Here is a 22558-nt window from a genome sequence, read left to right on the forward strand (position 1 = left end):
CAAGCCCATGCCACAAGCCGGCATCCTCTCCCACTCCGGCGGTATGCTCATGACCGATACGCTTGTTCCCGTGTTCGACCTTGGCGGCGTATTCGTCGACTGGAACCCGATGTACCTGTTCCGCAAGCTCTTCGAGAGCGAAGAGGACGCGCTGTGGTTCCACCAGAATATCTGCACCGGCGACTGGAACCTCGAATTCGATGCCGGCGAAATCTATGCCGAGGGCGTGGCCAAGCTGATCACGCGCTTCCCCAGATACTGGCGCGAAATCAAGGCTTTCGACGAGCGCTGGGCGGAAACCTTCGGACCGTTCATCCAGGGGACGATCGATATCCATAACGAGCTGGTCGAGCAGGATATTCCCACCTTCGCCATTACCAATTTCTCCTGGGAAAAGTGGATGACGCGGCTGGGGGAATGGCCCTTCCTCGAAAAATTCGATGGGGTAGTGGTGTCGGGACTGGAAGGGCTGGTTAAGCCAGATCCGCGGCTCTATCGCGTGTTCTGCGAGCGCTACAGCCTGGCGCCGGACAATTGCGTGTTCATCGACGACAGCGAGCCCAATATCGTGGCGGCGCGGAAATACGGCATGCACGGGGTGCATTTCAAGGACCCGGCGATGCTGCGGAAAGAACTGATCGCGCTGGGGCTGCCGCTGAAGGGGTAGTAGACGGAACGTTGCAGCTTTGACCCATCGGGAAGATGGAACACCGGGGCGCGGCGCCAATGTTCATCGCCTCCCTCCCCCTTGAGGGGAGGGATTGAGGGTGGGGGTCCATCGGTGGTCACACAATTACCCCCTCCCCAGCTCTGCTACGGCCCTGCGGGCCGAGCGACGCTACCCTCCCCTCAAGGGGGAGGGTGGGCAGGAACCGATGGTTCTGCGCCGCGGACCTATTTGGTCCCGTACATCCGGTCGCCGGCGTCGCCGAGGCCTGGCACTATATAGCCCTTTTCGTTGAGATGGCTGTCGATGGAGGCGGTAAAGACCGGGACGTCGGGCTGGCTTTCGGTGAAGTTCCTGATGCCTTCAGGGGCGGCCAGCAGGCAGAGGAAGCGGATATCGGTGGCGCCGCGCTCCTTGAGCTTTTCAATGGCCGCGGTGGCCGAATTGCCGGTGGCCAGCATCGGATCGACGACGATGATCAGCCGATTGGCCAGGTCTGCCGGCGCCTTGAAATAGTATTCGACCGGCTCCAGCGTTTCATGATCGCGATAGAGGCCGATATGGGCGACGCGGGCGGCGGGGACCAGATCGAGCATGCCATCGAGCAAGCCATTGCCGGCGCGCAGGATGGAGGCGAAGACCAGCTTCTTGCCCTTGATGGCCGGCGAATCCATGGCCGCCATCGGCGTCTCGATCGGGATCATTTCCAGTTCGAGATCGCGCGTCACCTCGTAGCACATCAGGTGAGCAATCTCGCGCAACAGGCGCCGGAAGCCGGCAATGGAGGTTTCCTTGTTGCGCATGATGGTCAGCTTGTGCTGGATCAGCGGGTGATCGAGGACGGTGACATTGCCGGTTTTCATGCTCATTGGAATCACCGCCCGCGCTAGAGGAAAGACTTGCCGTGACGGCCGGGCGCGAGGCCGAGCCAGTGGGCAATGCTTTCGCCAATATCGGCGAAGGTGGTGCGAATGCCAATCTCCCCCGGCGCCAGGCTTGGGGAAAAAAGCAGGATCGGCACCTGTTCGCGGGTGTGGTCGGTGCCCTGCCAGGTGGGATCGTTGCCGTGATCGGCGCTGAGGACCAGCAGATCGTCGGGACGGAGCTCGCTGATCAGTTCTGGCAGGCGGGAATCGAAATATTCGAGCGCCGCGGCATAGCCAGGCACGTCGCGGCGATGGCCGTATTCGCTGTCGAAATCGACGAAATTGGTCATGATGAAGGCGTTGTCGGCCGCCATTTCCATGGCGTCGAGCGTCTTGTCGAAGAGTTGGGGCAGGCCCGTGCCCTTGATCTTGTGGGTGACGCCGTGGCCGGCATAGATGTCGGAAATCTTGCCGATGGCATAGACTTGGTTGCCTGCCTGCTGGTTGCGATCGAGCAAAGTCGGCTCGGGCGGGGCGATGGCAAAGTCGCGGCGATTGCCGGTGCGCTTGAAGCTCGCCGCATCCTCCCCGACGAAGGGGCGGGCGATGACCCGACCGATCATCAGGGGCTCGGTCAGCTCGAAGGCGATCTGGCAAATCTCGTAGAGGCGATCGAGGCCGAAATGGGTCTCGTGGGCGGCGATCTGGAACACCGAGTCGATGGAGGTGTAGCAGATGGGCTTGCCTGACCGGATGCTCTCCTCGCCCAGTTCAGCGATGATGGTGGTGCCCGAGGCGTGCTTGTCGCCGAGAATGCCGGGGAGCTTGGCGCGGGCGATGAATTGCTCGATCAGCTCGGGCGGGAAAGTGGGCTCGGCCTGGGGGAAATAGCCCCAATCGAAGGGGACGGGGACCCCGGCGATTTCCCAATGGCCCGAGGGCGTGTCCTTGCCATTGCTGACTTCGCGACCGACGCCGAAGCGACCGCCCTTGGGCGTGGCGGACAGATTGGGCGGCAACTTGCCGGTGGAGAGCTGGATGGCGGCGCCGATGCCCAGCGCATCCATATTGGGCACGTGGAGCGGGCCGGCGCGCAGGCCCGCGCGATCGGCCTTGCCGGCGGCCGCCCATTCGGCGATGTGGCCATAGGTGTTGGAGCCGGTATCGCCATATTTGTCGGCGTCGGGGGCGCCGCCAATGCCGACGCTATCGAGAATGCAGAGAATGGCGCGGGGCATGGGTGTTACTCCGGAGTGAATCGAATGGGGTCGTTCCCCTCAAGGGGGAGGGGCTAGGGGTGGGGGTGTCGCGCCCCCGAACCTGATGTCTGTTGAAACCTCGACACCCCCACCCTCGGTCCCTCCCCTCAAGGGGGAGGGAGGCGAAAGGGCCGCCGCTTCCAAAGCCTGATCTGTCATTCTACACCGGCATGATCCTGTCCGCGATCAGCTCGTGGCGCGGCGGGGTGTCGCCGAGGCGATAGGCGGATTTGAGGCGGGCTTCGGCATCGGCGGCGCTGGCTTCGTCGGCCGCGTGAATGCGGGCGATGGGGGTCTGCGCATCAACGGTGGTGCCGAGGGCGGCGAGGCGGTCGAAGCCGACGCGGTGATCGATGCTATCAGTGGGCATGGTGCGGCCACCGCCCAGGGCGACGACGGCCATGCCGACGCCGCGCGTGTCGATATCGACGATGGCGCCCTGCTCTGCGGCAAAGACGTCGCGAATGATGGGGGCCGGGGCGAGGTGGCGATTCATATTGGCGGTGAAATCGGCGGGGCCGCCAAGGGCTGTCACCATGCGAGCGAAATGCTCGGCGGCGCGGCCGCTATCGAGGGCGTCGGTGACAAGGGCGAGGGCCGCATCGGATGTGGCGGCCGTGCCGGCCATGCGCGCGGCTTCGGCGCAGAGGGCGAGCGTGACCGCGCGCAGGCGGGCGTCCTGGTGCGTGCCGGTGAGGAAATCGACGGCGTTGCGGACTTCAAGGCCATTGCCGGCGGCTGATGCCAGGGGCTCGTTCATGTCGGTGACGATGGCGCTGGTTTTGAGGCCGGCGCCATTGGCGACCTCGACCAGGCTCTGGGCCAGAGCGCGGGACTTTTCCAGCGTGGGCATGAAGGCGCCGGAGCCGGTCTTGACGTCGAGCACCAGCGCGCCGAGGCCGGCGGCGAGCTTTTTGCTCAGGATCGACGCGGTGATGAGGGCGATGGATTCGACCGTGCCGGTGACATCGCGAATGGCGTAGAGCGTCTTGTCGGCGGGGGCGAGATCGGCGGTCTGGCCGATAATGGCGCAGCCGGCTTTGCGGACGACCTTGCGGAACAGGGTGTTGTCAGGACTGGTGGTGTAGCCGGGGATGGAATCGAATTTGTCGAGCGTGCCGCCGGTATGGCCGAGGCCACGGCCTGATATCATCGGGACGTAGATGCCGGTTGCGGCCAGGATCGGCGCGAGCATGAGGCTGACATTGTCGCCGACGCCGCCGGTGGAATGCTTGTCGGCCACCGGGCCATCGAGGTCGGACCAATCGAGCACGGTGCCAGAGTCGCGCATGGCCAGGGTGAGCGCAACGCGCTCGGGCATGGTCATGTCCTGGAAATAGACGGCCATGGCGAAGGCGGCGGCTTGCGCGTGCGAGACGGTGCCGGCGGCGAAGCCGGCGATGAAATCGGCGATCTCGGCGGGGGCGAGGGTGTCGCCGTTGCGCTTTTTGAGGATGACTTCTTGGGGGAGGAAGACCATTGGATTGGTGCCTGGTTGGAAGGCCCCCTCATCCGCCCTTCGGGCACCTTCTCCCACGAGGGGAGAAGGGGATGGAGCCGAAAATTCTCAGTCGGTTCCCTTCTCCCTCGTGGGAGAAGGTGGCGCGTAGCACCGGATGAAGGGGCGTTATGCCCCGTAGGGAATCCAGACGTTCTTGACCTGGGTGGCCTTGGCCAGGAAGTAGTCACCTTCGAAACGGCGGTCGGCCAGGTCGTAGGCGAGCCCGCGGGTGGTCCAGGTCTGTTTCACGTTGCCGGCGGAGGCCCTTTCGACCATGGCGGAGGCTTCGGCCGTGCCGGCGAACCAGAGGGCGTCGACGCCGTCATGTTCGGCCAGGGTCTTGGCGAGAGTGACGCCGTCGCCGGTGACGATGTTGACGACGCCGGAGGGGACGTCGGAGGTTTCGAGAACCTGATAGAGGTCGGTGACGCTGAGCGGCGAGTTGGCCGAGGGGACCAGAACCACGGTGTTGCCCATGGCCAAAGCCGGCGCCAGCAGGGCGATGGAGCCGAGCAGCGGGCGGCTTTGCGGGGCGACGATGCCCATGACGCCCAGCGGTTCGACCATGGCGGCGGCCACCATGCGCTGGGGCGGATTGTGGATGGCACCGTCATATTTGTCGGCCCAGCCGGCGAAGGCGAAGAGGCGCTCGACGGATAGCGCGACTTCCTCGGCGCCGTCCTGGCCGGTCTGGGCCTTGAGGCGGGCGGCGAATTCGTCGCGGCGGTAGTCGAGGTTTTCGGCGAGGAAATAAAGGATTTGCGCGCGCGTATGGGCCGCTGAAGTGGACCAGCCTGATGCGGCGCGGGCGGCTTCGACGGCGTTGCGGATATCCTTGCGGTTGCCGACGCCGACTTCGCCGACCAGCTTGCTCGATGGATCGAGTACGGGGCGGGAATAGCCGCTATCGGGGCGGGCCTGCTTGCCGCCGATATACATCTTGGCGGTCTGGTCGAGATGGGCGGTGTCGAGGGGGTTCGTGCCACGCCCTCGTGGTTCGAGGATCGCTGGCGCTCCCGCCTCACCATGAGGGCTACTCTTGGATGCGGGCTTGAGGTTTTTTTCCCATGCCGGCTTCAAGTAGGCACTCATGCCTTCACGGCCGCCCTCGCGGCCGAAGCCGCTTTCCTTGTAGCCGCCGAAGCCGACGGCGGCGTCGAAATTGTTGGTGCCGTTGATCCAGACCACGCCGGCCTTGATCCTGGGGGCAATGTCGAGCGCCAGATTGATGTTCTCGCTCCAGATGGTGGCGGCGAGGCCGTATTTGGTGTTGTTGGCCAGCGCCACCGCCTCCTCGGGGGTACGGAAGCTCATGGCGACGAGGACCGGGCCGAAGATTTCCTCGGCTACCAATGTGTTGGCGGGCGAGACATTGGTGACGAGGACGGGCTTAAGGAAGCAGGTGCCGCCGGGCAACTCACCATCGGGCTCATAGATCACGGCGCCTTCCTTGGTACCGCGCTGCATCAGGTCGCGGATGCGTTCGACCTGCACGGGTGCGACCAGGGCGCCGATATCGACGGATTTGTCGAGCGGGTCGCCGACGCGGAGCGTGGACATGCGCTTCTTGAGCTTGGCGATGAAGCGGGTCTCGATGCTTTCCTGCACGAGGAGGCGCGAGCCGGCGCAGCAGACCTGGCCCTGATTGAACCAGATGGCATCGACCAGGCCTTCGATGGCGCTGTCGATATCGGCATCCTCGAAGACGATATAGGGCGACTTGCCGCCCAACTCGAGGCTGAGGCCCTTGCCGGAGCCAGCCGTGGCCTGACGGATGATCTTGCCGACTTCGGTGGAGCCGGTGAAGGCGATCTTGTCGATGTCAGGGTGATTGACGATGGCGGCGCCGGTATCGCCTTCGCCGGTGACGATGTTGACGACGCCCTTGGGCAGGCCGGCGCGCTCACAAATCTCGGCAAAGAGCAAAGCGGTCAGCGAGGTGAATTCGGCGGGCTTGAGCACGACCGTATTGCCGGCGGCCAAAGCCGGGGCGATCTTCCAGGCCAGCATCAGCAGCGGGAAATTCCACGGGATGATCTGGCCGCAGACGCCATAGGGCACGGCGTCGGGGAATTCACGGCTCAGATGCTGGGCCCAGCCGGCATGGTGGTAGAAATGGCGGGCGACGAGGGGGATATCGATATCGCGGCTTTCGCGGATCGGCTTGCCATTGTCCATGGTTTCGAGCACCGCGAAGAGCCGGCTGTGCTTCTGGATGGCGCGGGCGATGGCGTAGAGATATTTGCCGCGCTCATAGCCTGAAAGGGCCGACCACGATTTGAAGGCAGAGCGGGCGGCCTTGACGGCCTTGTCGACATCCGCGGCGGTGCCGTCGGTGATGTCGGCCAGCTTCTGGCTGGTGGCGGGATTGTCCGACGCAAAGGTCTTGCCGGGCTTGGTCCATTTGCCGTCGATGAAATGGCCGAACTTGCGGCCATGGCTGTCGAGCCAAGCATTGGCCTGGTCGGGGCCTTCGGGGGCCGGGCCATAGTCGAGCGACTGGAAGATTTGCGCGATCTTGTTCATTTCAATCTCCTCGGCGCGCATTGCACGCCCTCCCCCTCATCCGCCCTTCGGGCACCTTCTCCCACGAGGGGAGAAGGGGACGGAGCAGAGAGTCTTCAGTCGGTTCCCCTTCTCCCCTCGTGGGAGAAGGTGGCGCGCAGCGCCGGATGAGGGGGCACGAAGCCCGCCTCGGAAACTCAAACCATCGGCTGGCGATAATCCGCCGCATAGTGGCCGGTGAGGCCGTGTTCCAGTTGGCGCTCTATGTCGGTCAGCAAGCTCGATGCGCCGAAGCGGAAGAGGTGGGGCTGGAGCCAGTTGGTGCCCAGTTCTTCCTTCATCAGCGCCATGTATTTGATGGCGTCGCCCGCCGTGGCGATGCCGCCGGCGGGCTTGTAGCCGATCTCGATACCGGTTTCCTCGGCGAACCAGCGGATCATGCGGATCATGGTCAGGCTGGTGACCAGGTTGGCATTGACCTTTTCCTTGCCCGTGGAGGTCTTGATGAAATCGGCGCCGGCCAGCATGCAGACGAGGCTTGCCTTGGCGATATTGGTCTGGGTGGCGAGTTCGCCGGTGCCCAGGATGGTCTTGATATGGGCGTCGCCGCAGGCCTTGCGGAAGGCTTGGACCTGATCGTAGAGCGCCTGCCAGTCGCCGCGCAGGACCATGCCGCGTTCGATGACGATATCGATCTCTTTCGCACCATCGGCCACTGACAGCTCGATTTCGCGGAGCTTGGTTTCGACCGGAGCGAGGCCATGGGGGAAGGCGGTGGAGACGGCGGCGACCGGAATGCCGGTGCCGTCCAGCGCCGTCACGGCGGTCTTGACGAAGTTGTGGTAGACGCAGACGGCGCCGGGCAGGATGCGCAGGCTGCCGACATCGAGGCGGTCGAGAATATCCTGCCGCAGGGGATGGTGGGCCTTGGCGCAAAGGCGCTCGACGCGGCCATCGGTATCGTCGGAATTGAGCGTCGTCAGGTCGATCAGCGTGATCGCCTTGAGCAGCCAGGCGAGCTGGTAGTCCTTTTTCACGGTGCGGCGGGTGCCGATAGTGCCGGCGCGGCGCTCCAGTGCCGAACGGTTCATGCGGATGCGCTCGACCCAGTCGAGATCGAGCGGAAAACCGGGATTGCGCTTGTGGGTCGCCTCGGAATGGCTGTTGTCTACGACACGCAGGCTCATAGTTCCTCCACCAGCGCGGGGATGAGCTTTTTCAGCTTTTCCGCGCCTTGCACTGCCATGGTCTTGGTATGCTCATGGCTGATGTTTTCGGCCGACAGGCCCGCGCCCATATTGGTGATGGACGAGCAGGCCCAGACCTTCATGCCAAGGAAACGCCCCAGGATGACTTCTGGTGCCGTGGACATGCCGACGGCATTGGCGCCCAGACGAATGGCCATCTGGATTTCGGCGACGGTTTCGAAGCTCGGGCCGGAATACCAGAGATAGACGCCCTCCCCGAGCCTGATATCCAAGCGCTCGGCCAGGCCCTGCGCCTTGGCGCGCAGGTCGGGGGCATAGCAATCGACCATGTTCACAAAGCGGCGGTCGGTGGGTTCGCCAATGAGCGGGTTCATGCCGGCATAGTTGATGTGATCGGCGATCAGCATCAGGTCGCCGGGGCGGAAGCGCTCATCGACCGAGCCGGCCGAATTGGTCAGCAGCAGCGTTTCAGCACCCAGGTCGGCCATGGCTTCGAGCGCCGGGCGCATGGCGGCGGCATTGCCGTGTTCGTAATAATGCTCGCGGCCGGTGAGCACAGCGACGCGCTTGCCGCCCAGCGTGCCGATCAGCAGGTCGCGGCCATGGCCGGAAACGCCGCCGCCGGGAAAGCCCTTGAGCTCGGAATAGGGGATGGCGAGCTTGTCGCCGAGCAGGTCGCCAATGGCCGACAGGCCCGAGCCGAGCACGATGGCGGCGGCTATGGGCTGCTTGCCGGCGATCTTCTGGATGGTTTTGGCGGCTTTGCTCATCGGGCAATCTCGACATCTGGCTCCCCTCCCCCTTGAGGGGAGGGGCTGGGGGTGGGGGTGTCGAAGGTCCAACAAGCATCGAGCTCGCGGATGGCGCGACACCCCCACCCTGTCCCTCCCCTCAAGGGGGAGGGAACCCATACTGATGGTTTTGTGCCCAGACCGGTCATTTCCCCAAAAACTCCGGGCCGAAGCTGTGCGGCAGCAACTGTTCGAGGGTGGCGACCAGCGGCGCGCCATCGACGCCGTGGGAGATCACCTGCACCGTAAGGTCGGCGAATTCGCGGATGCGCTGGCGGCAGGCGCCGCAGGGGGTGACCGGCGCCTTGCCGGGGCCGGTGACATAGATGCGGGTGATGCGCTTGCCGCCGCCCGCAATCATGGCCGCTATGGCCGAGGCCTCGGCACAGTTGCCCACCGGATAGGCGGCATTCTCGATATTGCAGCCCGAATAAATCTTGCCGTCATCGGCCAGGATGGCGGCACCCACCGAAAAGCGGGAATAGGGCGCGTAGGCCTTGGCGCGAACGGCTTCGGCGGCCTTGAACAAGGCCTGGTCGGTCGGAGTCTTCGACATGTCATGCCGCCAGCCGCCGGGCTAGCGCTCCTTGGTATAGGGTACGCCACCGGCCTTGGGGCCCACGGCCTTGCCGATGAAGCCGGCCAGCAGGACCACCGTCAGCACATAGGGCAAAGCCTGGATGGCCTGCACCGGCACTTCGATGCCGAACAGCTCGGCGCTTTGCAGGCGAATTTGCAGCGCATCGAGGAAGCCGAACAGCAGGCAGGTGAACATGGCCGGCACCGGCTTCCACTTGGCGAAGATCAGCGCCGCGAGCGCGATATAGCCCTTGCCGGCTGTCATGTTGTTGCCGAAGCCGGAGCCCTGGGCGATGGAGAAATAGGCGCCGGCCAGGCCGCAGAGCAGGCCGGTGATGATGACCGCCTGATAGCGCAGCTTGACCACCGAAATGCCGGCGGTATCCACCGCCTTGGGGTTTTCGCCCACGGCGCGCAGGCGCAGGCCGAAGCGGGTGCGGAACAGCACGAACCAGGTGACCGCCACCATGATGAAGGCGATATAGACCAGGATATAGTGGCCCGAAATCAGGTCGGCATAGATGGGCCCGAGAATGGGCACGCCCGCCAGTTCGTTGGCGAAGGGCAGCGTGATGGTCTCGAAACGGCCGCCCTCACCCAGCGGCGGGGTACGGCCGCCCTGATGAAACCAGGTCTGGCCGAGGAATGTGGTCATGCCGGCGGCGAGCATGTTGATGGCGACGCCGGCAATGAGCTGGTTGCCCTTGAGCGAAATGGCCGCGACGCCCTGCAGGAGCGAAGTGCCGAGGGAAACCACCATGCCGGCCATGAGCCCCAGCCATGCCGAGCCGGAAATGGCGGCGACGGCGCCGGCAGCAAAGGCCGCCGCCAGCATCTTGCCCTCGAGGCCGATATCGAACAGGCCGGCGCGCTCGGAATACATGCCGGCGAGGCACGCCAGCAGCAAGGGCGTCGACAGGCGGATGGTGGCATCGAGAATGGAGAGGATGACAGCGAGATCCATGTCAGCTCTCCGACTTGGCGGTGGAGACGGCGATGGCCTCGGCCTTCTGCTCGGGCGTCAGCAGCATGAAGGCCCGCTCGAGCGAGGGGCGGAACAGGCCCTCCATGGCGCCGGTGAACAGGATCACGAGAGCCTGGATGACCACGATCATTTCGCGGGTAATGCCGGGAATGACGAATTGCAGCTCCTGCCCGCCCTGATAGAGCGCGCCGAACAGCAAGGCGGCGAGCGCGATGCCGATCGGGTGGTTGCGGCCCATCAGCGCCACGGCGATGCCGACGAAGCCGGCGCCGGCGACGAAATCGAGCACCAGACGGTTCTGCACGCCCATGACCTCGTTGATCGCCACCATGCCGGCGAGAGCCCCGGAAATGGTCATGGTGATCATGATCATCCGGGAGTTGGAAATGCCGGCATAGCGCGAGGCGGTGGGATTGGCGCCCAGCACGCGCATGGCATAGCCGAACTTGGTGTGCCAGATGAGGATATAGACCCCGATCAGCGCCAGCACGGCGATGACGATGGACAGGTTCACCGGCGAATAGCCGAAGAAGGAGAAGAACTGGCGCAGCTGCGGCACGCGCCCGGCCACATCGATGGTCGCCGATTCCGGCGCCATGGTGCTGGCGGGCTTGAGCACGCGATTGACCATGTAGACCATCAGCGCGGCGGCGATGAAGTTGAACATGATGGTGGTGATGACGACATGGCTGCCGCGCTTGGCCTGCAGCCAGCCGGGAATGAAGGCCCAGAAACCGCCCACGGCAGCGGCGGCGATCACGGCGGCCGGCATGGCGATCAGCCAATGGGTCTGGTCGAGCGCCAGCGCCACGACGACGGCGCCCAGCCCGGCGACATAGGCCTGGCCATCGCCGCCGATATTGAACAGGCCCGCATGCGCCGCCACGGCGACAGCAAGGCCGGTAAAGACGAAATTGGTGGTGTAATAGAGCGTATAGCCGAAACCATCGCCATAGCCGAAGGCGCCGTAGATGATGACCTGGATGGCGTGGAACGGGTTTTCGCCGACCAGCAGCACCACCAGCCCGGAGACGAGGAAGGCCAGCGCCAGGTTGATGGCCGGCAGCAGGGCGACATCGGCCCAGCGCGGGAGGGGTCTGCGGGCGCTCATGGGAGGGGTCCCTGTTCGGCGATGCCGAGGCCGCGTGGCGCGGTCTTGTTGTTGATGCCGGCCATCATCAGGCCGAGTTCGCCTTCGGTGGCGGTGGCCGGATCGGCCTCGCCGACGATGACGCCGTCGAACATCACCAGGATGCGGTCGGCGAGCGAGCGGATTTCATCCAGTTCCACCGAGACGAGCAGGATGGCCTTGCCCTCGTCCCGCATCTTGATGATTTCCTTATGAATGAACTCGATGGCGCCGATATCGACGCCGCGCGTCGGCTGGCCGATGACCAGCACGTCAGGGTCGCGCTCCATCTCCCGCGCCAGCACGATCTTCTGCTGGTTGCCGCCGGAGAATAGCGAGGTCTTGAGGCCGATATTGGCCGGGCGCACGTCAAACAGCTTGATATGGTTGGCAGCAGCCTGCTTGGCCGCGCCGATATCGAGCAGGGCGCCAGCGCCGTATTCGGGGCTGTCCTGATAACCCAGGATGGCGTTTTCCCATTCGGAAAAGGTCGTCACCAGGCCCATACGCTGGCGGTCTTCGGGCACATGGGCCAGGCCGGCAGCGCGGGCGCGGGCGGCGCCGTCATCGCCTTCGAGCGAGAGGGGTTGGCCATTGAGCAGGACATTGCCCGCCTGCTGGTCGCGCATGCCGGAAATGGATTCCAGCAATTCGGACTGGCCGTTGCCGGAAACGCCGGCAATGCCGATGATCTCGCCGGCGCGCACGGAAAAGCTCACATCCTTGACGCGCGTGACGCCCATATCGTCGGCGACGACCAGGTTCTGCACTTCGAGCAGAGTCTTGCCGGGATTGGCGGGGCCCTTGTCCACCTGCAGCAGCACGCGGCGGCCCACCATCAGCTCGGCGATTTCCTCGGGGCTGGTGGCCGCGGTTTCGAGCGTCGCCACCATCTCGCCCTGACGCATGACCGAGACGGAATCGGTAATGGCCATGATTTCGCGCAGCTTGTGAGTGATCAGGATCACCGTCTTGCCCTGTTCGCGCAGGGTGCGCAGCACGCGGAACAGGTCGTCGGCCTCCTTGGGCGTCAAGACGCCCGTCGGCTCGTCGAGAATGAGGGTTTCGGCGCCGCGATACAGCGCCTTGAGGATTTCCACGCGCTGCTGCTGGCCGACCGAGATATCCTCGATGATGGCATCGGGATCGACCTCGAGATCGTATTCGGCTTCGAGCCGGTCGAGCTCCTTGCGGGCGCGATCGAGGCTGGGCTTGATGAAGCCGCTGTCCTCGGCGCCGAGCACGATGTTTTCGAGGACGGAAAAATTGTCGACCAGCATAAAATGCTGATGAACCATGCCGATGCCGAGCGCCAAAGCATGGCGGCTGTCGGTGATGGCATGCTGAGTGCCGTTGACACGGATGGTGCCACTGTCGGCGGTGTAGAAACCGTAGAGAATGGACATGAGCGTCGACTTGCCCGCGCCGTTCTCCCCCACGATGCCGTGGATGGTGCCGCGCTGAACCTTGAGGTCGATGTCCTTGTTGGCGTGAACCGCGCCAAACCGCTTGTTGATCTTCTCAAGCTCGATCGCCCAGCCGTTGGCCGGGGCAGAAGCAGCGGCCGTTTCCGGCCGCTGCGGGTTCATGGGGCCATCCTGGCTCATCCAGCGTCGCTTAGAGCGGGCAGGTCGAGTCGGTGGTGTAGTCGTGGACGGTGATGGCGCCAGACTGGATCTGGGCCGACAGCTCGTCCACCTTGGCCTTCATGTCATCGGTGATGAGCGAGGCGTTGTTGTCGTCGAGCGCATAGCCCACGCCATCCTGGGCCAGGCCCATGATGGTCAGGCCCGGCTTGAAGGTGGCATCGTCGGCCGCCTCGGTCAGCGCGGTTTCCACGGCGACGTCGACGCGCTTGAGCATCGAGGTCAGCACCGAGCCGGGCTGCAGGTAGTTCTGGTTGGAGTCCACACCGATGGAGAACTTGCCGGCATCCTTGGCAGCCTGCAGCACGCCGAGGCCCGAGCCACCGGCGGCGGCGAAGATCACGTCGGCGCCGGCATCGATGGCGGCCTTGGTCAGTTCGCCCGCGGTCACCGGGTCATTCCAGGCGGCCGGGGTGGTGCCGGTGTAGTTTTCGATCAGGTTGATGTCCGGATTCACGGCCTTGGCGCCCTGGGCGTAGCCGCAATAGAACTTGTGGATCAGCGGAACGTCCATGCCGCCCACGAAGCCGACAGTGCCGGTTTCGGACTTGAGAGCTGCGAGGGCGCCGACGAGGAACGAGCCGGTATGCTCATCGAAAATGATCGACTGCACGTTGGGCGCGTCGACGACGGTGTCGATCACCACGAAGTTGATATCGGGGAATTCCGGGGCGACGGTGGTCAGCGCGGCGGTCCAGGAGAAGCCGGCCATCACGATCGGGTTGGCGCCCTGGCCAGCGAAGCGGCGCAGGGCCTGTTCGCGCTGGGCGTCGTTCTGCAGCTCGAGATCGAGATAGGTGCCGCCCGTGGCGGTCTTCCAGGCTTCGGCACCGTTATAGGCGGCTTCGTTGAACGACTTGTCGAACTTGCCGCCCAGATCGTAGATCACGGCGGGATCGGCGAAGGCGGCACCGGTGAGGATCGCGCTCAGCGCGACGCCGCCAGCAATGGCCTTGGTAATGGTGGAAAGTTTCATTGAGTTCGTCTCCCTGTCTCGCACATGAGCGTCGGCATGAGGCTCCGACGGACAATCTCCGTGCGCTAACAGCCGATAAAATCGTGCAAACGGGGCGCCTGCAAGAGGGAATCGCCGATATTTTTCCGATTGGTCAAATTTTGGCCGCAACGCTCAGCGCAGCGGCAGCATATTGCCCACCGCCTGGGCAGCCGCTCACCAGTGCGCCAGGATGGCCTGGAACACCTGGCCCAGGTCGGCATCGGCATAAAGCACCGCCAGGATAGCGCCCGAGGCGATGGCGAACAGAGCGATGGTATCACGGGTGCGGGCGGACATTTCGGATTTGCTTCAAATTGACGGGACCGCCCCGTCATAACCCGGCAAAGGTCGTGCGATTGTGATGCCTTGAGGGCAGAATACGGCGTGGTTAGGGAGAGGTTAAGGCGGCGGAGCAGGGTCACGCCCTCGTGGTTCGAGGCGCGTGAAGGACGCGCACCTCACCATGAGGGCTACTGGAGCGCCATATCAAGAGTAGCCATCATGGCGAGGCGGGAGCGCAGCGACCCTCGAACCACGAGGGCGTGCCCTACTTCGCCCCCAGCGGCGTCACGTCAGCCCCCATCGCGTCACCGAAGCGCTCGAAGAAGCCGTCGATCACCTTCTGGGCGGAATTGCCGATGATGGCCTTGCCCAGCCGCATGATCTGGCCCGAGGCCCCGCCAATGGCGGTGAAGACCAGCAGCGTCCCCTCGCCGTCATCGGCCAGCACGATATCGGCAGAACCCTCGGCCAGTCCGAGCAGGCCGCCCTTGCCCTTGCCCGACAGCGTATAACGCTCGGCCGGGACAATGCCGGCCAGGGTCAGGTCGCCCTTGAACACCGGATGGACGACACCGAGATTGACCTTGATTTCGAGATCGAGCGCGGTTTCGCCGGCCCATTCGATGCGATGGCAGCCCGGAATGGCGGCCTTGAGCATGGCGGTATCGTTGAGCGCGGCCCAGACGGCGGCACGCGGCGCGGCGATGTGGTAGCGGCCGCCGAAATCCATCAGCGGCCACCGGACCGGCGCGGCAAGGCCCCTGCCGCAATACCGCCGCGATGGGTCGTGAAACAAGTGCCGGCCATTGCGTGCCTTCCCGCTCTTTACGTGCGGCTTTTTCGCACCAATATGGTCTAAATAGTTGCAGCCGCGCCGCCTTGCAATTGTCAGCGGGCCGGGCAGCAGCAATCTATAGGCGTGTACTGCGCATTCAGCCGCATAGCGAGATACGGGGAGCGAATAATGGCCGAGGAAGTGACCACTGCAACCGAGACCAAGGCAAGTCCTGTTGCCGTCCTGGCGGAAAAGCCGCTGCAGTATCTGGACAAGGCGGTCAACGCCATCCGCGACCTGGGCGTGTGGCCCGAGCAGCAGGGCGAACAGCCGATCACCGGCCTGCTCAGCCAGATCACCGAACTCGACGAAACCCGCGTGGTGCTGATCGGCCGCACGCTGAGCCAGGCGAGCGCCTTCAACGAAGTGGTGCGCGAGCAGATCGCCGCCATGAAGATCGGCGAGCGCTATGAGGATATCACCAAGGGGTTCGATTCGATCCGCGACGACGCCAAGGGCATGGTCGACCAGTTGGCCGACAACAAACTCGACCTGCTGGAGCGCGCCTCCAATGTGTGGATGAAGGTGAGCCGGGGCGATATCGCCCAGCGCTTCAACAAGATCCGCGACACCTATCTCGAAGTGACCAGGGACACCAAGGACCAGATCGATCGCGAGCAGACGATCCTCGAAGCCTATCGCGATTTCCGTGGCGCGCTGAAACAGTCCGAGGTGATGGCGCTCGAAGTGCTGCAGACCGCCGAGAAGCGGCTGGGCGAGAAAAAGACCATCCTTGAAACAGCCTCTGCCGCCGTTGCCGGCTATGCCGGTACGGTGCCGGCCGACCGAGCGCGGCTCGAAATGGATCGCGACGAGAAGCTGCGCGAGATGCAGAACGAGGAAAAGCGCTACCAGATCGCCAAGGACCTCTCGGACAACCTCACCATTTCCTACAATACATCCGAAGTGGTGATGGCGCGGCTGATGCAGACGACCAATGCCAAGGAGCGCGTCTACCAGCAGTCGATCTCGTTCTTCTCGACCAACGAAACCGTGCTGACGGCGCTTTCGGCCTCGTTCACCGGCATGTTCGGGCTGCATGAATCGACCGAGACGCTCAACGCCATGAAGGAAGGGATGAGCAAGAGCCTCGAAACCCTCTCGGAAATCGGCGACAAGGTGCAGGAAGAAGCGGTCAAGGCCGGCTATGGTCCGACGGTGCGCGCCGATGCGGTCAAGAAGCTGGTCGACTCGGTGGTCAATTTCCAGGAGAAGAGCCGCACCATCATCAACGAGATGCGCGTGGCCTCGACCAAGAATTCCGCCGAAATCCGCGACGCGGTGGAAGACGGCAAGCGCCGGCTGGCCGCGCTGGCGGCCGATGGCAATGCGCTGCTGCTCGAAACCAGGAACTGAGAGGCGAACGGACCAAGGGTGAACGCCAACAATGAGTGACGTGACAGCGAAACCCGCTGCGCCCCTGGATGAAGTCATGCTGGCGATGGACGTGGTCGACACGCTCCGTCACCGGCAGGATCTGGCCGTGCGTGAACTTGGCACCGATGCCAAGGAACGCCAGCTCATCGACAAGCTGCGCGACATCTACCACCAGCAGGGCATCGAGGTACCCGACCATATCCTCAAGGAAGGCGTGGCGGCCCTGCAGGAAAGCCGCTTCGTCTACGACCCGCCCAAGCCGGGCTTCGGCACGACGATGGCCCGGCTTTATGTGGGCCGCAAAAACTGGGGCAAGCCGGTGGGCGCGGCGCTAATCGCGCTGCTGGTGCTGGGCGTGGGCTATTTCGGGGTGTGGCAGCCCTATCAGAACGGCGTCGCCGAGGCGGCCCGGGTTGAACTCAGCGAGGGCCTGCCGGCGCAGATGGATGCGCTCTACCAGACCATTTTCGAGGAAACCAAGGTGCAGCAGGCGGTGCTCGACGCCGAGGCCCTGCGCACCCGCGGCAAGACCTTTGCCGCCGAGGGCAACCGTGTGGCCGCCGAGGAGGCGGTGGCACACCTGACCGCTTTGCGCGACCAGTTGCGCCAGGAATATACCTTGCGCGTGGTCAACCGCTCCGGTGTGCGCTCGGGCTTCTGGACCATTCCCGAGGTCAATACCGCCGCCACCAACTACTATATCGTCGTCGAGGCGCTGGACGCGGACGGCAAGGCGCTGAGCCTGCCCATCCTCAACGAGGAAAACGGGGAAACCGAAATCGTGGACATGTGGGGCCTGCGCGTGCCCGAGGCGGTCTATGACGGGGTTGCCGCCGACAAAAGCGACGATGGCATCATCGAAATCAACGAGGTCGGGCGCAAATCGGACGGCTTCCTCGATGTCGAATACAACATGCCGGTTCTCGGCGGCGCAGTGACACGGTGGTAGGGCAATGAGTATCCGTGGACCCGAAGCGCTGGCGAGCCTGGATGACGCCATGCGCGACATCAGGCGCGAAGAGGAGGAAATCTCCAGGCGCCTGGCGCGTTCGGCCGAAAAGCTGGGCAAGATTCGCGAAAGCGAGGCCGAACTGTTTCGCCAACTGGCGCAGTTGCGGCTCGACCCGGCGGTGCAGGGCGAGCTGGACGGACGCATTTCGGCGGCCGAAGGCAAGGCGCGCGACATGCTCAAGGCCCATACCAAGGATTTGAGCAAGGCCGAAAAGAACGTGGCCGATATCGACGCGGCGCTGGCGAAACTGACCGCGGACCGGACCGAAACGCTCAAGACATTCGAGGGGCACCAGGCTGAACTCAAGGCCCTGGCGGCCAGGCTGGGCGACAGCATCGCCAAGGATCCCGAATTTTCCAGCAAGCGCAGCCGGGCGACAGAACTGGCCGATGTGGCGGCGCAGTCGATGCGCAAGACCGAACAGGCCGAAACCGATCGCGACGAGAAGGGCAAGCCCTATCGCGACGATCCGCTGTTCATGTATCTGTGGGAGGCCGGCTATGGCACCGCCAGCTATCGCGCCAACAACCTCATCCGCTATTTCGACGGGCTGGTGGCCAACCTCATCGCCTTCCAGAAAGCGCGGCCGAACTTTGCCATGCTGAACGAAATTCCGCTGCGGCTGCGTGAGCATGCCGAGCGGCAGATCGAAAATGCCAAGGCGGCGGAGGCCGAGGTCGACGCGCTGGAAACGGCGGCCATCGACGCGGCCGGCGGCAAGCCGATACGCGAGGCCATGGAAGTGGCGCAGCGCAGGATCGACACGCTTGATGCCGAGATCGTCGCCACCGAAGACCGGCGCGACGAGGCCGCCGAATCGCTGGGCCAACTGTCCCAAGGCGGCAATCCGGCGTTCGAGGGGGCGCTATCGGAACTGGCGACGGCGCTGGGCCGCGAGGATATCCAGACCCTGCTGGCCGAAGCGCGCCGCACCCGCACCGGTCAGGACGACACCATCGTTGCCCAGATCGACGATGCCCGTGCCCGCGCCAAGGAAGAGGAAGGCGAGACGCGCGAGCAGAACGAACGCCTCAAGACCCTGGCGGCGCGGCGGCGCGAGCTGGAAGACATCCAGTGGGAATTCAAGAAGCAGCGGTTCGACGATCCGCGCTCGACCTTCCGCGACGAGAAACTGGTCGGCGACGTGCTCAACGACTTCCTGCGTGGCGGCATTTCGGCCGCCTCCTATTGGGACCAGTGGCGGCGCAGCCAGAACTGGAGCGCCGGCACGAGTGACTGGGGCGGCGGCGTAGGGCTGCCAAATAATGGCCGCTCACGCTCAAATTCGCCCTGGCCCGATGCCGGCGGCAGCAGTTTCAACTGGCCCGATTCCAGCTTTGGCGGCGGGGGTAGCGGCAAGACCAAGAGCAAGGGCGGTTCAGGTGGCTTCGGCGGCGGCTGGGGCGGCGGGTCCGGCAGCGGCGGCGGATTTTCGCGCCCGCGCACCGGCTCGGTGGGCACGCGCAAGCATTCCGGCTTCAAGACGGGCGGCGGGTTTTAGGGCATCGTGCCACGCCTCGTGGTTCGAGGCTCGCGAAAGGGCTCGCACCTCACCATGAGGGCGTGGCACGGTAGCTCAGCCTCAGTTCGCCGGCGGCTGGGCCATCAGTTCCCAGACATTGCCTTCGCTGTCTTCGAAATAGGCGGAATAGCCCCATTCGGACAGGGTGGCTTCGGTGATGATGGCGCCGCCGGCCAGCAGGACCTTGTGCAGGATGGCATCGACTTCGGCCGGATTCGATGCCTGGTGGCTCAACACGAAGCCGGGCGTACCGGCCACCGCGGCGTCCTTGCCCGCCGTCTGGGCGATCTGGTCGCGCGGGAACAGCACGAAGGAAAAGTCGTTGGGGAAGAAAAAGGCCACATGGTCCTCCCCTGCCCCGATCTGCTCGTCGGCAATGTCGAACAGGGTGCGATAGAAGGCGAAAGCCCGCTCCAGGTCGTCGACGCCGATGGTGATGATGGAAATCGACGGCTTCATGGGGCAGCTCCTGATACTGGAGGAACGAGACTACCCCACCACGTCATTCCCGCGAAGGCGGGAATGGCACGGTGGCCGGAGATCCTATTCGTAATAGACCGAAATCCGCTGGCCACCGATTTCGTGGACCTTGATCTCCATGTCGTAGATGTCGGACAGCACGGCGGGGTCGATCATGTGCGCAGCGGGGCCCTGGTTGACCACCCGGCCCTGTTTCATGGCGACAATATAGTCGGAATACCAGGAGGCGAAGTTGATGTCGTGCAGGACCAGAACCACGGTCTTGCCCAGCTCGTTGGCCGCCTTGCGCAGCAGCCTCATCATGCCCATGGCGTGCTTCATGTCGAGATTGTTGAGTGGCTCGTCGAGCAGGACATAATCGGTATCCTGGCACAGCACCATGGCGACGAAGGCGCGCTGGCGCTGGCCGCCGGACAGCTCATCGAGGAAGCGATCGGTCAGTTCGGTCAGGTTGAGATAGGTGATGGCCTCGTCGATATGGCGCTTGTCGTCCAGGGTGAGGCGCCCCTTGGTATAGGGGTAGCGGCCGAAACTCACGAGATCGCGCACGGTGAGGCGGGCGGTCATGTGGTTTTCCTGGCGCAGGATGGAGAGGCGCCGCGCCAGCACGTCGCTAGGGGTGGAGGTGACGTCGAGGCCATCCACGGTGACACTGCCCTTGTCCATGGCCATGAGGCGGCTGACCATGGAAAGGAGCGTGGACTTGCCTGCACCATTGGGGCCGATGATGGAGGTGATGCCGCCTGATGGCAGGGTGAGGCTGACGCCATCGACCACGGCAGTCGCGCCGTAGGATTTGGTGACCTCTGATGTGACGATCATCGGGCAGCTCTCCGCAGGACGAGGGCGATGAAGACGATGCCGCCCAGAAATTCGATGATGATGGACAAGGCCGTGTCGAACGCGAATACGCGTTCGAGCAGGGTCTGGCCGCCGACGAGGCAGATGATGGCCAGCAGCACCGCGGCCGGCAGCACAAAGTGATGGCGGCTGTTGCCGATGAGGGAATGGGCGAGAGTCGCGACGAGCAGGCCGAAGAAGGTGACGGGGCCGACCAGGGCCGTGGAGACGGCGACGAGGATGGACACCAGGATCAGGATGATGACGACAGTGCGCTTGTAGTTGACGCCCAGGTTGATGGCATGGGTGCGGCCCAGCGAGAGCACGTCGAAGCTGTGCAGCATGCGCAGGGCCGCTATCGTCACGAGGCCGACAATGATGGCGGAGATGAGCAGCAGGGTGGGATCGGTGGTGGCGAAGCTGGCAAAGAAGGTGTCCTGCAGCACGTTGAAGGCGCCGGGATCGAGCATGCGCTGCATGAACTGGCTGAGGCTGCGGAACAGGATGCCGAAGACGATGCCGACCAGCACCAGCAGGTGCAGGCTCCGCTCCTCGCCGAGGAACAGCCAGCGGAACAGCAGGCCGGAAAAGGCCACCATGACCAGCACTTCGAGGCCGAACTGCATCTGCGAGTCGATCGATGTCAGCGCACCGACGCCGAGGAAGAAGACGACGCCGGTCTTGATCAGCACGTAGAGCGCGTCGAAGCCCATGATCGAGGGCGTGAGGATGCGGTTGTTAGTGACGGTTTGGAACAGGACGGTGGAGACGGCCACCGCGTGGGCCACCAGCAGGAGCGAGGCGAGCTTCTTGCCGCGGAAGGAGAGCACGAAGCTCCAGTTGCCCTTGGCGCCGAGCGTCATGAAGCAGGCGATGGAGACCAAAGCCAGGAGGCAGAGGGTGATGAGGACGAGCGCGGGGCGCGAGAGCCTAGTCATGCTGCGCAGCTTCCCCACGCACGGTCTGCTCCCTCCCCCTTGAGGGGAGGGCTGGGGTGGGGGTGTCGGATGTCGAGCGCGCTGGTAGCTCGACACCCCCACCCTCGATCCCTCCCCTCAAGGGGGAGGGAAGTGCACCTTCAGCGATCACAGATACGGGCCGCTCATGCAGCATGGCGGCGCGTCCGGAGCAGGAGGAACAGGAAGATCATGCTGCCGAGCACACCCACCACGACGCTGATCGGGATTTCGTAGGGATAGCGCACGATGCGCCCGACGATATCGCAGGCCAGCACGAAGCCGGCACCGCCCAGGGCCACCCAGGGCACAGTCCGCCGCATGTTGTCACCGACCATCAGGCTGACGAGATTGGGCACGATGAGGCCGAGGAAGGGGATCGAGCCGACCGAGACCAGCACGACCGCGCTGACCAGCGAGACGATGACCAGGCCCAGCACCATGACGCGCTGGTAATTGAGGCCCAGATTGGTGGTGAAATCCTTGCCCATGCCGGCCACGGTGAAACGGTCGGCAGCGATATAGGCGAGGATGCAGCAAGCCAGCCCGATCCAGAGCAGTTCATAGCGGCCGCGCAGGATGCCGGAGAAATCGCCCATGCTCCAGGCGAGGAGCGAGGCCATGAGGCCGTAGCGATAGGCGATGACGGCGGTGACGGCGCCGATAATGCCGCCCAGCATGATGCCGACCAGCGGCACCAGCAGCACGTCGCGCAAAGGCACGGCGCGCAGGATGCGCAGGAAGAGCGCGGTGCCAGCCAAGGCAAACAGCGCCGAAACCAGCATCTTGCCCATGAGCGGCCAGCCGGGGGCCAGGAGGGTTATAACGAGAAAACCGAGGCTGGCGGATTCAGTGGTGCCCGCGGTGGAAGGCTCGACGAAGCGATTGCGCACGACCATCTGCATCACCAGCCCGGCAATGGCCATGGAGGCGCCGGAGAGGATGATGGCGAGGGTGCGCGGGATACGGCTGATCAGCAGCACCTGCATGGGGCGATCTTCGGGGCTGGAGGACAGCAGCGCGCCCAGCGACACGTCGCTGACGCCGACGAAGAGGCTGATGATGGCCAGAACGATGGTCACCACAATGGCAAGGCCTAGCCAGCGCAATCGGGGACTTCC

Annotated in this window: 21 protein-coding genes; 4 read left to right on the plus strand and 17 right to left on the minus strand. The window is 64.3% G+C overall.

What is annotated here, in order from left to right:
• Positions 1-49 precede the first annotated feature (49 nt).
• Positions 50-667, plus strand: a complete 618-nt coding sequence (locus ASD80_RS16625; RefSeq protein WP_162247386.1) for an HAD family hydrolase — start codon at positions 50-52, stop codon at positions 665-667.
• Between the two features lie 227 nt (positions 668-894).
• Here the strand turns inward: ASD80_RS16625 and upp are convergent, their stop codons facing one another.
• From upp to ASD80_RS16685, 13 genes are all read right to left on the minus strand, one after another.
• Positions 895-1530, minus strand: coding sequence for a uracil phosphoribosyltransferase (gene upp / locus ASD80_RS16630; protein WP_056235310.1), 636 nt, complete (start codon positions 1528-1530; stop codon positions 895-897).
• A gap of 23 nt (positions 1531-1553) precedes the next feature.
• On the minus strand, positions 1554-2771 hold the full coding sequence (locus ASD80_RS16635) for a phosphopentomutase (protein ID WP_056235315.1): 1218 nt from the start codon (positions 2769-2771) through the stop codon (positions 1554-1556).
• A 181-nt stretch (positions 2772-2952) separates the two neighbouring features.
• The gene (deoA, locus tag ASD80_RS16640; protein WP_056235319.1) at positions 2953-4272 is read right to left on the minus strand and encodes a thymidine phosphorylase; all 1320 of its coding nucleotides are present in this window, start codon (positions 4270-4272) and stop codon (positions 2953-2955) included.
• A 147-nt stretch (positions 4273-4419) separates the two neighbouring features.
• A complete protein-coding gene (locus ASD80_RS16645) occupies positions 4420-6819 on the minus strand; it encodes an aldehyde dehydrogenase family protein (RefSeq protein WP_056235442.1) in 2400 nt (799 codons plus the stop codon).
• Between the two features lie 176 nt (positions 6820-6995).
• The gene (gene deoC, locus ASD80_RS16650) at positions 6996-7985 is read right to left on the minus strand and encodes a deoxyribose-phosphate aldolase (protein WP_056235323.1); all 990 of its coding nucleotides are present in this window, start codon (positions 7983-7985) and stop codon (positions 6996-6998) included.
• Positions 7982-8776 (minus strand): purine-nucleoside phosphorylase, encoded by a 795-nt coding sequence (locus tag ASD80_RS16655; protein WP_056235325.1) that lies wholly within the window; start codon positions 8774-8776, stop codon positions 7982-7984. Before ASD80_RS16655 ends, deoC begins: the two co-directional genes overlap by 4 nt.
• Positions 8777-8942: 166 nt before the next feature.
• Entirely contained in the window at positions 8943-9353 is a 411-nt protein-coding gene (locus tag ASD80_RS16660; RefSeq protein WP_056235328.1) for a cytidine deaminase, read from the minus strand.
• A 21-nt stretch (positions 9354-9374) separates the two neighbouring features.
• Complete coding sequence (locus tag ASD80_RS16665; RefSeq protein WP_056235332.1) at positions 9375-10340, minus strand: ABC transporter permease; 966 nt, start codon at positions 10338-10340, stop codon at positions 9375-9377.
• A gap of 1 nt (position 10341) precedes the next feature.
• Complete coding sequence (locus ASD80_RS16670; protein WP_056235335.1) at positions 10342-11472, minus strand: ABC transporter permease; 1131 nt, start codon at positions 11470-11472, stop codon at positions 10342-10344.
• Positions 11469-13079: an ABC transporter ATP-binding protein gene (locus ASD80_RS16675; protein WP_056235444.1), complete on the minus strand. Its 1611-nt coding sequence runs from the start codon at positions 13077-13079 to the stop codon at positions 11469-11471. The genes ASD80_RS16670 and ASD80_RS16675 overlap by 4 nt, the downstream gene beginning before the upstream one ends.
• 28 nt (positions 13080-13107) lie before the next feature.
• The gene (locus tag ASD80_RS16680) at positions 13108-14097 is read right to left on the minus strand and encodes a BMP family lipoprotein (RefSeq protein WP_413813386.1); all 990 of its coding nucleotides are present in this window, start codon (positions 14095-14097) and stop codon (positions 13108-13110) included.
• A 210-nt stretch (positions 14098-14307) separates the two neighbouring features.
• Positions 14308-14430, minus strand: coding sequence for a hypothetical protein (locus ASD80_RS19225; RefSeq protein ID WP_274532325.1), 123 nt, complete (start codon positions 14428-14430; stop codon positions 14308-14310).
• Positions 14431-14680: 250 nt separating this feature from the next.
• Positions 14681-15145 carry a CoxG family protein gene (locus ASD80_RS16685; RefSeq protein ID WP_056235340.1) on the minus strand — a complete coding sequence of 155 codons (465 nt, stop codon included), beginning with the start codon at positions 15143-15145 and terminating at the stop codon, positions 14681-14683.
• A gap of 234 nt (positions 15146-15379) precedes the next feature.
• On the opposite strand from ASD80_RS16685, the gene ASD80_RS16690 reads away from it, so the two are divergent.
• Genes ASD80_RS16690 through ASD80_RS16700 form a run of 3 tightly spaced genes read left to right on the plus strand, consistent with a single transcriptional unit; the run spans position 15380 to position 19140 of the window.
• On the plus strand, positions 15380-16606 hold the full coding sequence (locus ASD80_RS16690; protein ID WP_056235343.1) for a hypothetical protein: 1227 nt from the start codon (positions 15380-15382) through the stop codon (positions 16604-16606).
• Positions 16607-16637: 31 nt separating this feature from the next.
• The gene (locus ASD80_RS16695) at positions 16638-17576 is read left to right on the plus strand and encodes a DUF6384 family protein (RefSeq protein WP_156460514.1); all 939 of its coding nucleotides are present in this window, start codon (positions 16638-16640) and stop codon (positions 17574-17576) included.
• Positions 17577-17580: 4 nt separating this feature from the next.
• Complete coding sequence (locus ASD80_RS16700; RefSeq protein ID WP_056235348.1) at positions 17581-19140, plus strand: hypothetical protein; 1560 nt, start codon at positions 17581-17583, stop codon at positions 19138-19140.
• Between the two features lie 81 nt (positions 19141-19221).
• On the opposite strand, the gene ASD80_RS16705 is transcribed toward ASD80_RS16700, so the two are convergent.
• The 4 genes from ASD80_RS16705 to ASD80_RS16720 form a co-directional block, all read right to left on the minus strand.
• Positions 19222-19620 (minus strand): VOC family protein, encoded by a 399-nt coding sequence (locus ASD80_RS16705; protein ID WP_056235351.1) that lies wholly within the window; start codon positions 19618-19620, stop codon positions 19222-19224.
• Between the two features lie 84 nt (positions 19621-19704).
• Positions 19705-20463 carry an ABC transporter ATP-binding protein gene (locus tag ASD80_RS16710; RefSeq protein WP_056235354.1) on the minus strand — a complete coding sequence of 253 codons (759 nt, stop codon included), beginning with the start codon at positions 20461-20463 and terminating at the stop codon, positions 19705-19707.
• On the minus strand, positions 20460-21419 hold the full coding sequence (locus ASD80_RS16715) for an iron chelate uptake ABC transporter family permease subunit (RefSeq protein ID WP_056235357.1): 960 nt from the start codon (positions 21417-21419) through the stop codon (positions 20460-20462). Before ASD80_RS16715 ends, ASD80_RS16710 begins: the two co-directional genes overlap by 4 nt.
• A gap of 164 nt (positions 21420-21583) precedes the next feature.
• The gene (locus tag ASD80_RS16720; protein WP_056235360.1) at positions 21584-22546 is read right to left on the minus strand and encodes an ABC transporter permease; all 963 of its coding nucleotides are present in this window, start codon (positions 22544-22546) and stop codon (positions 21584-21586) included.
• Between the last annotated feature and the right edge of the window lie 12 nt (positions 22547-22558).

This window comes from Devosia sp. Root635, from assembly GCF_001427605.1.
Classification (GTDB): Bacteria; Pseudomonadota; Alphaproteobacteria; order Rhizobiales; family Devosiaceae; genus Devosia.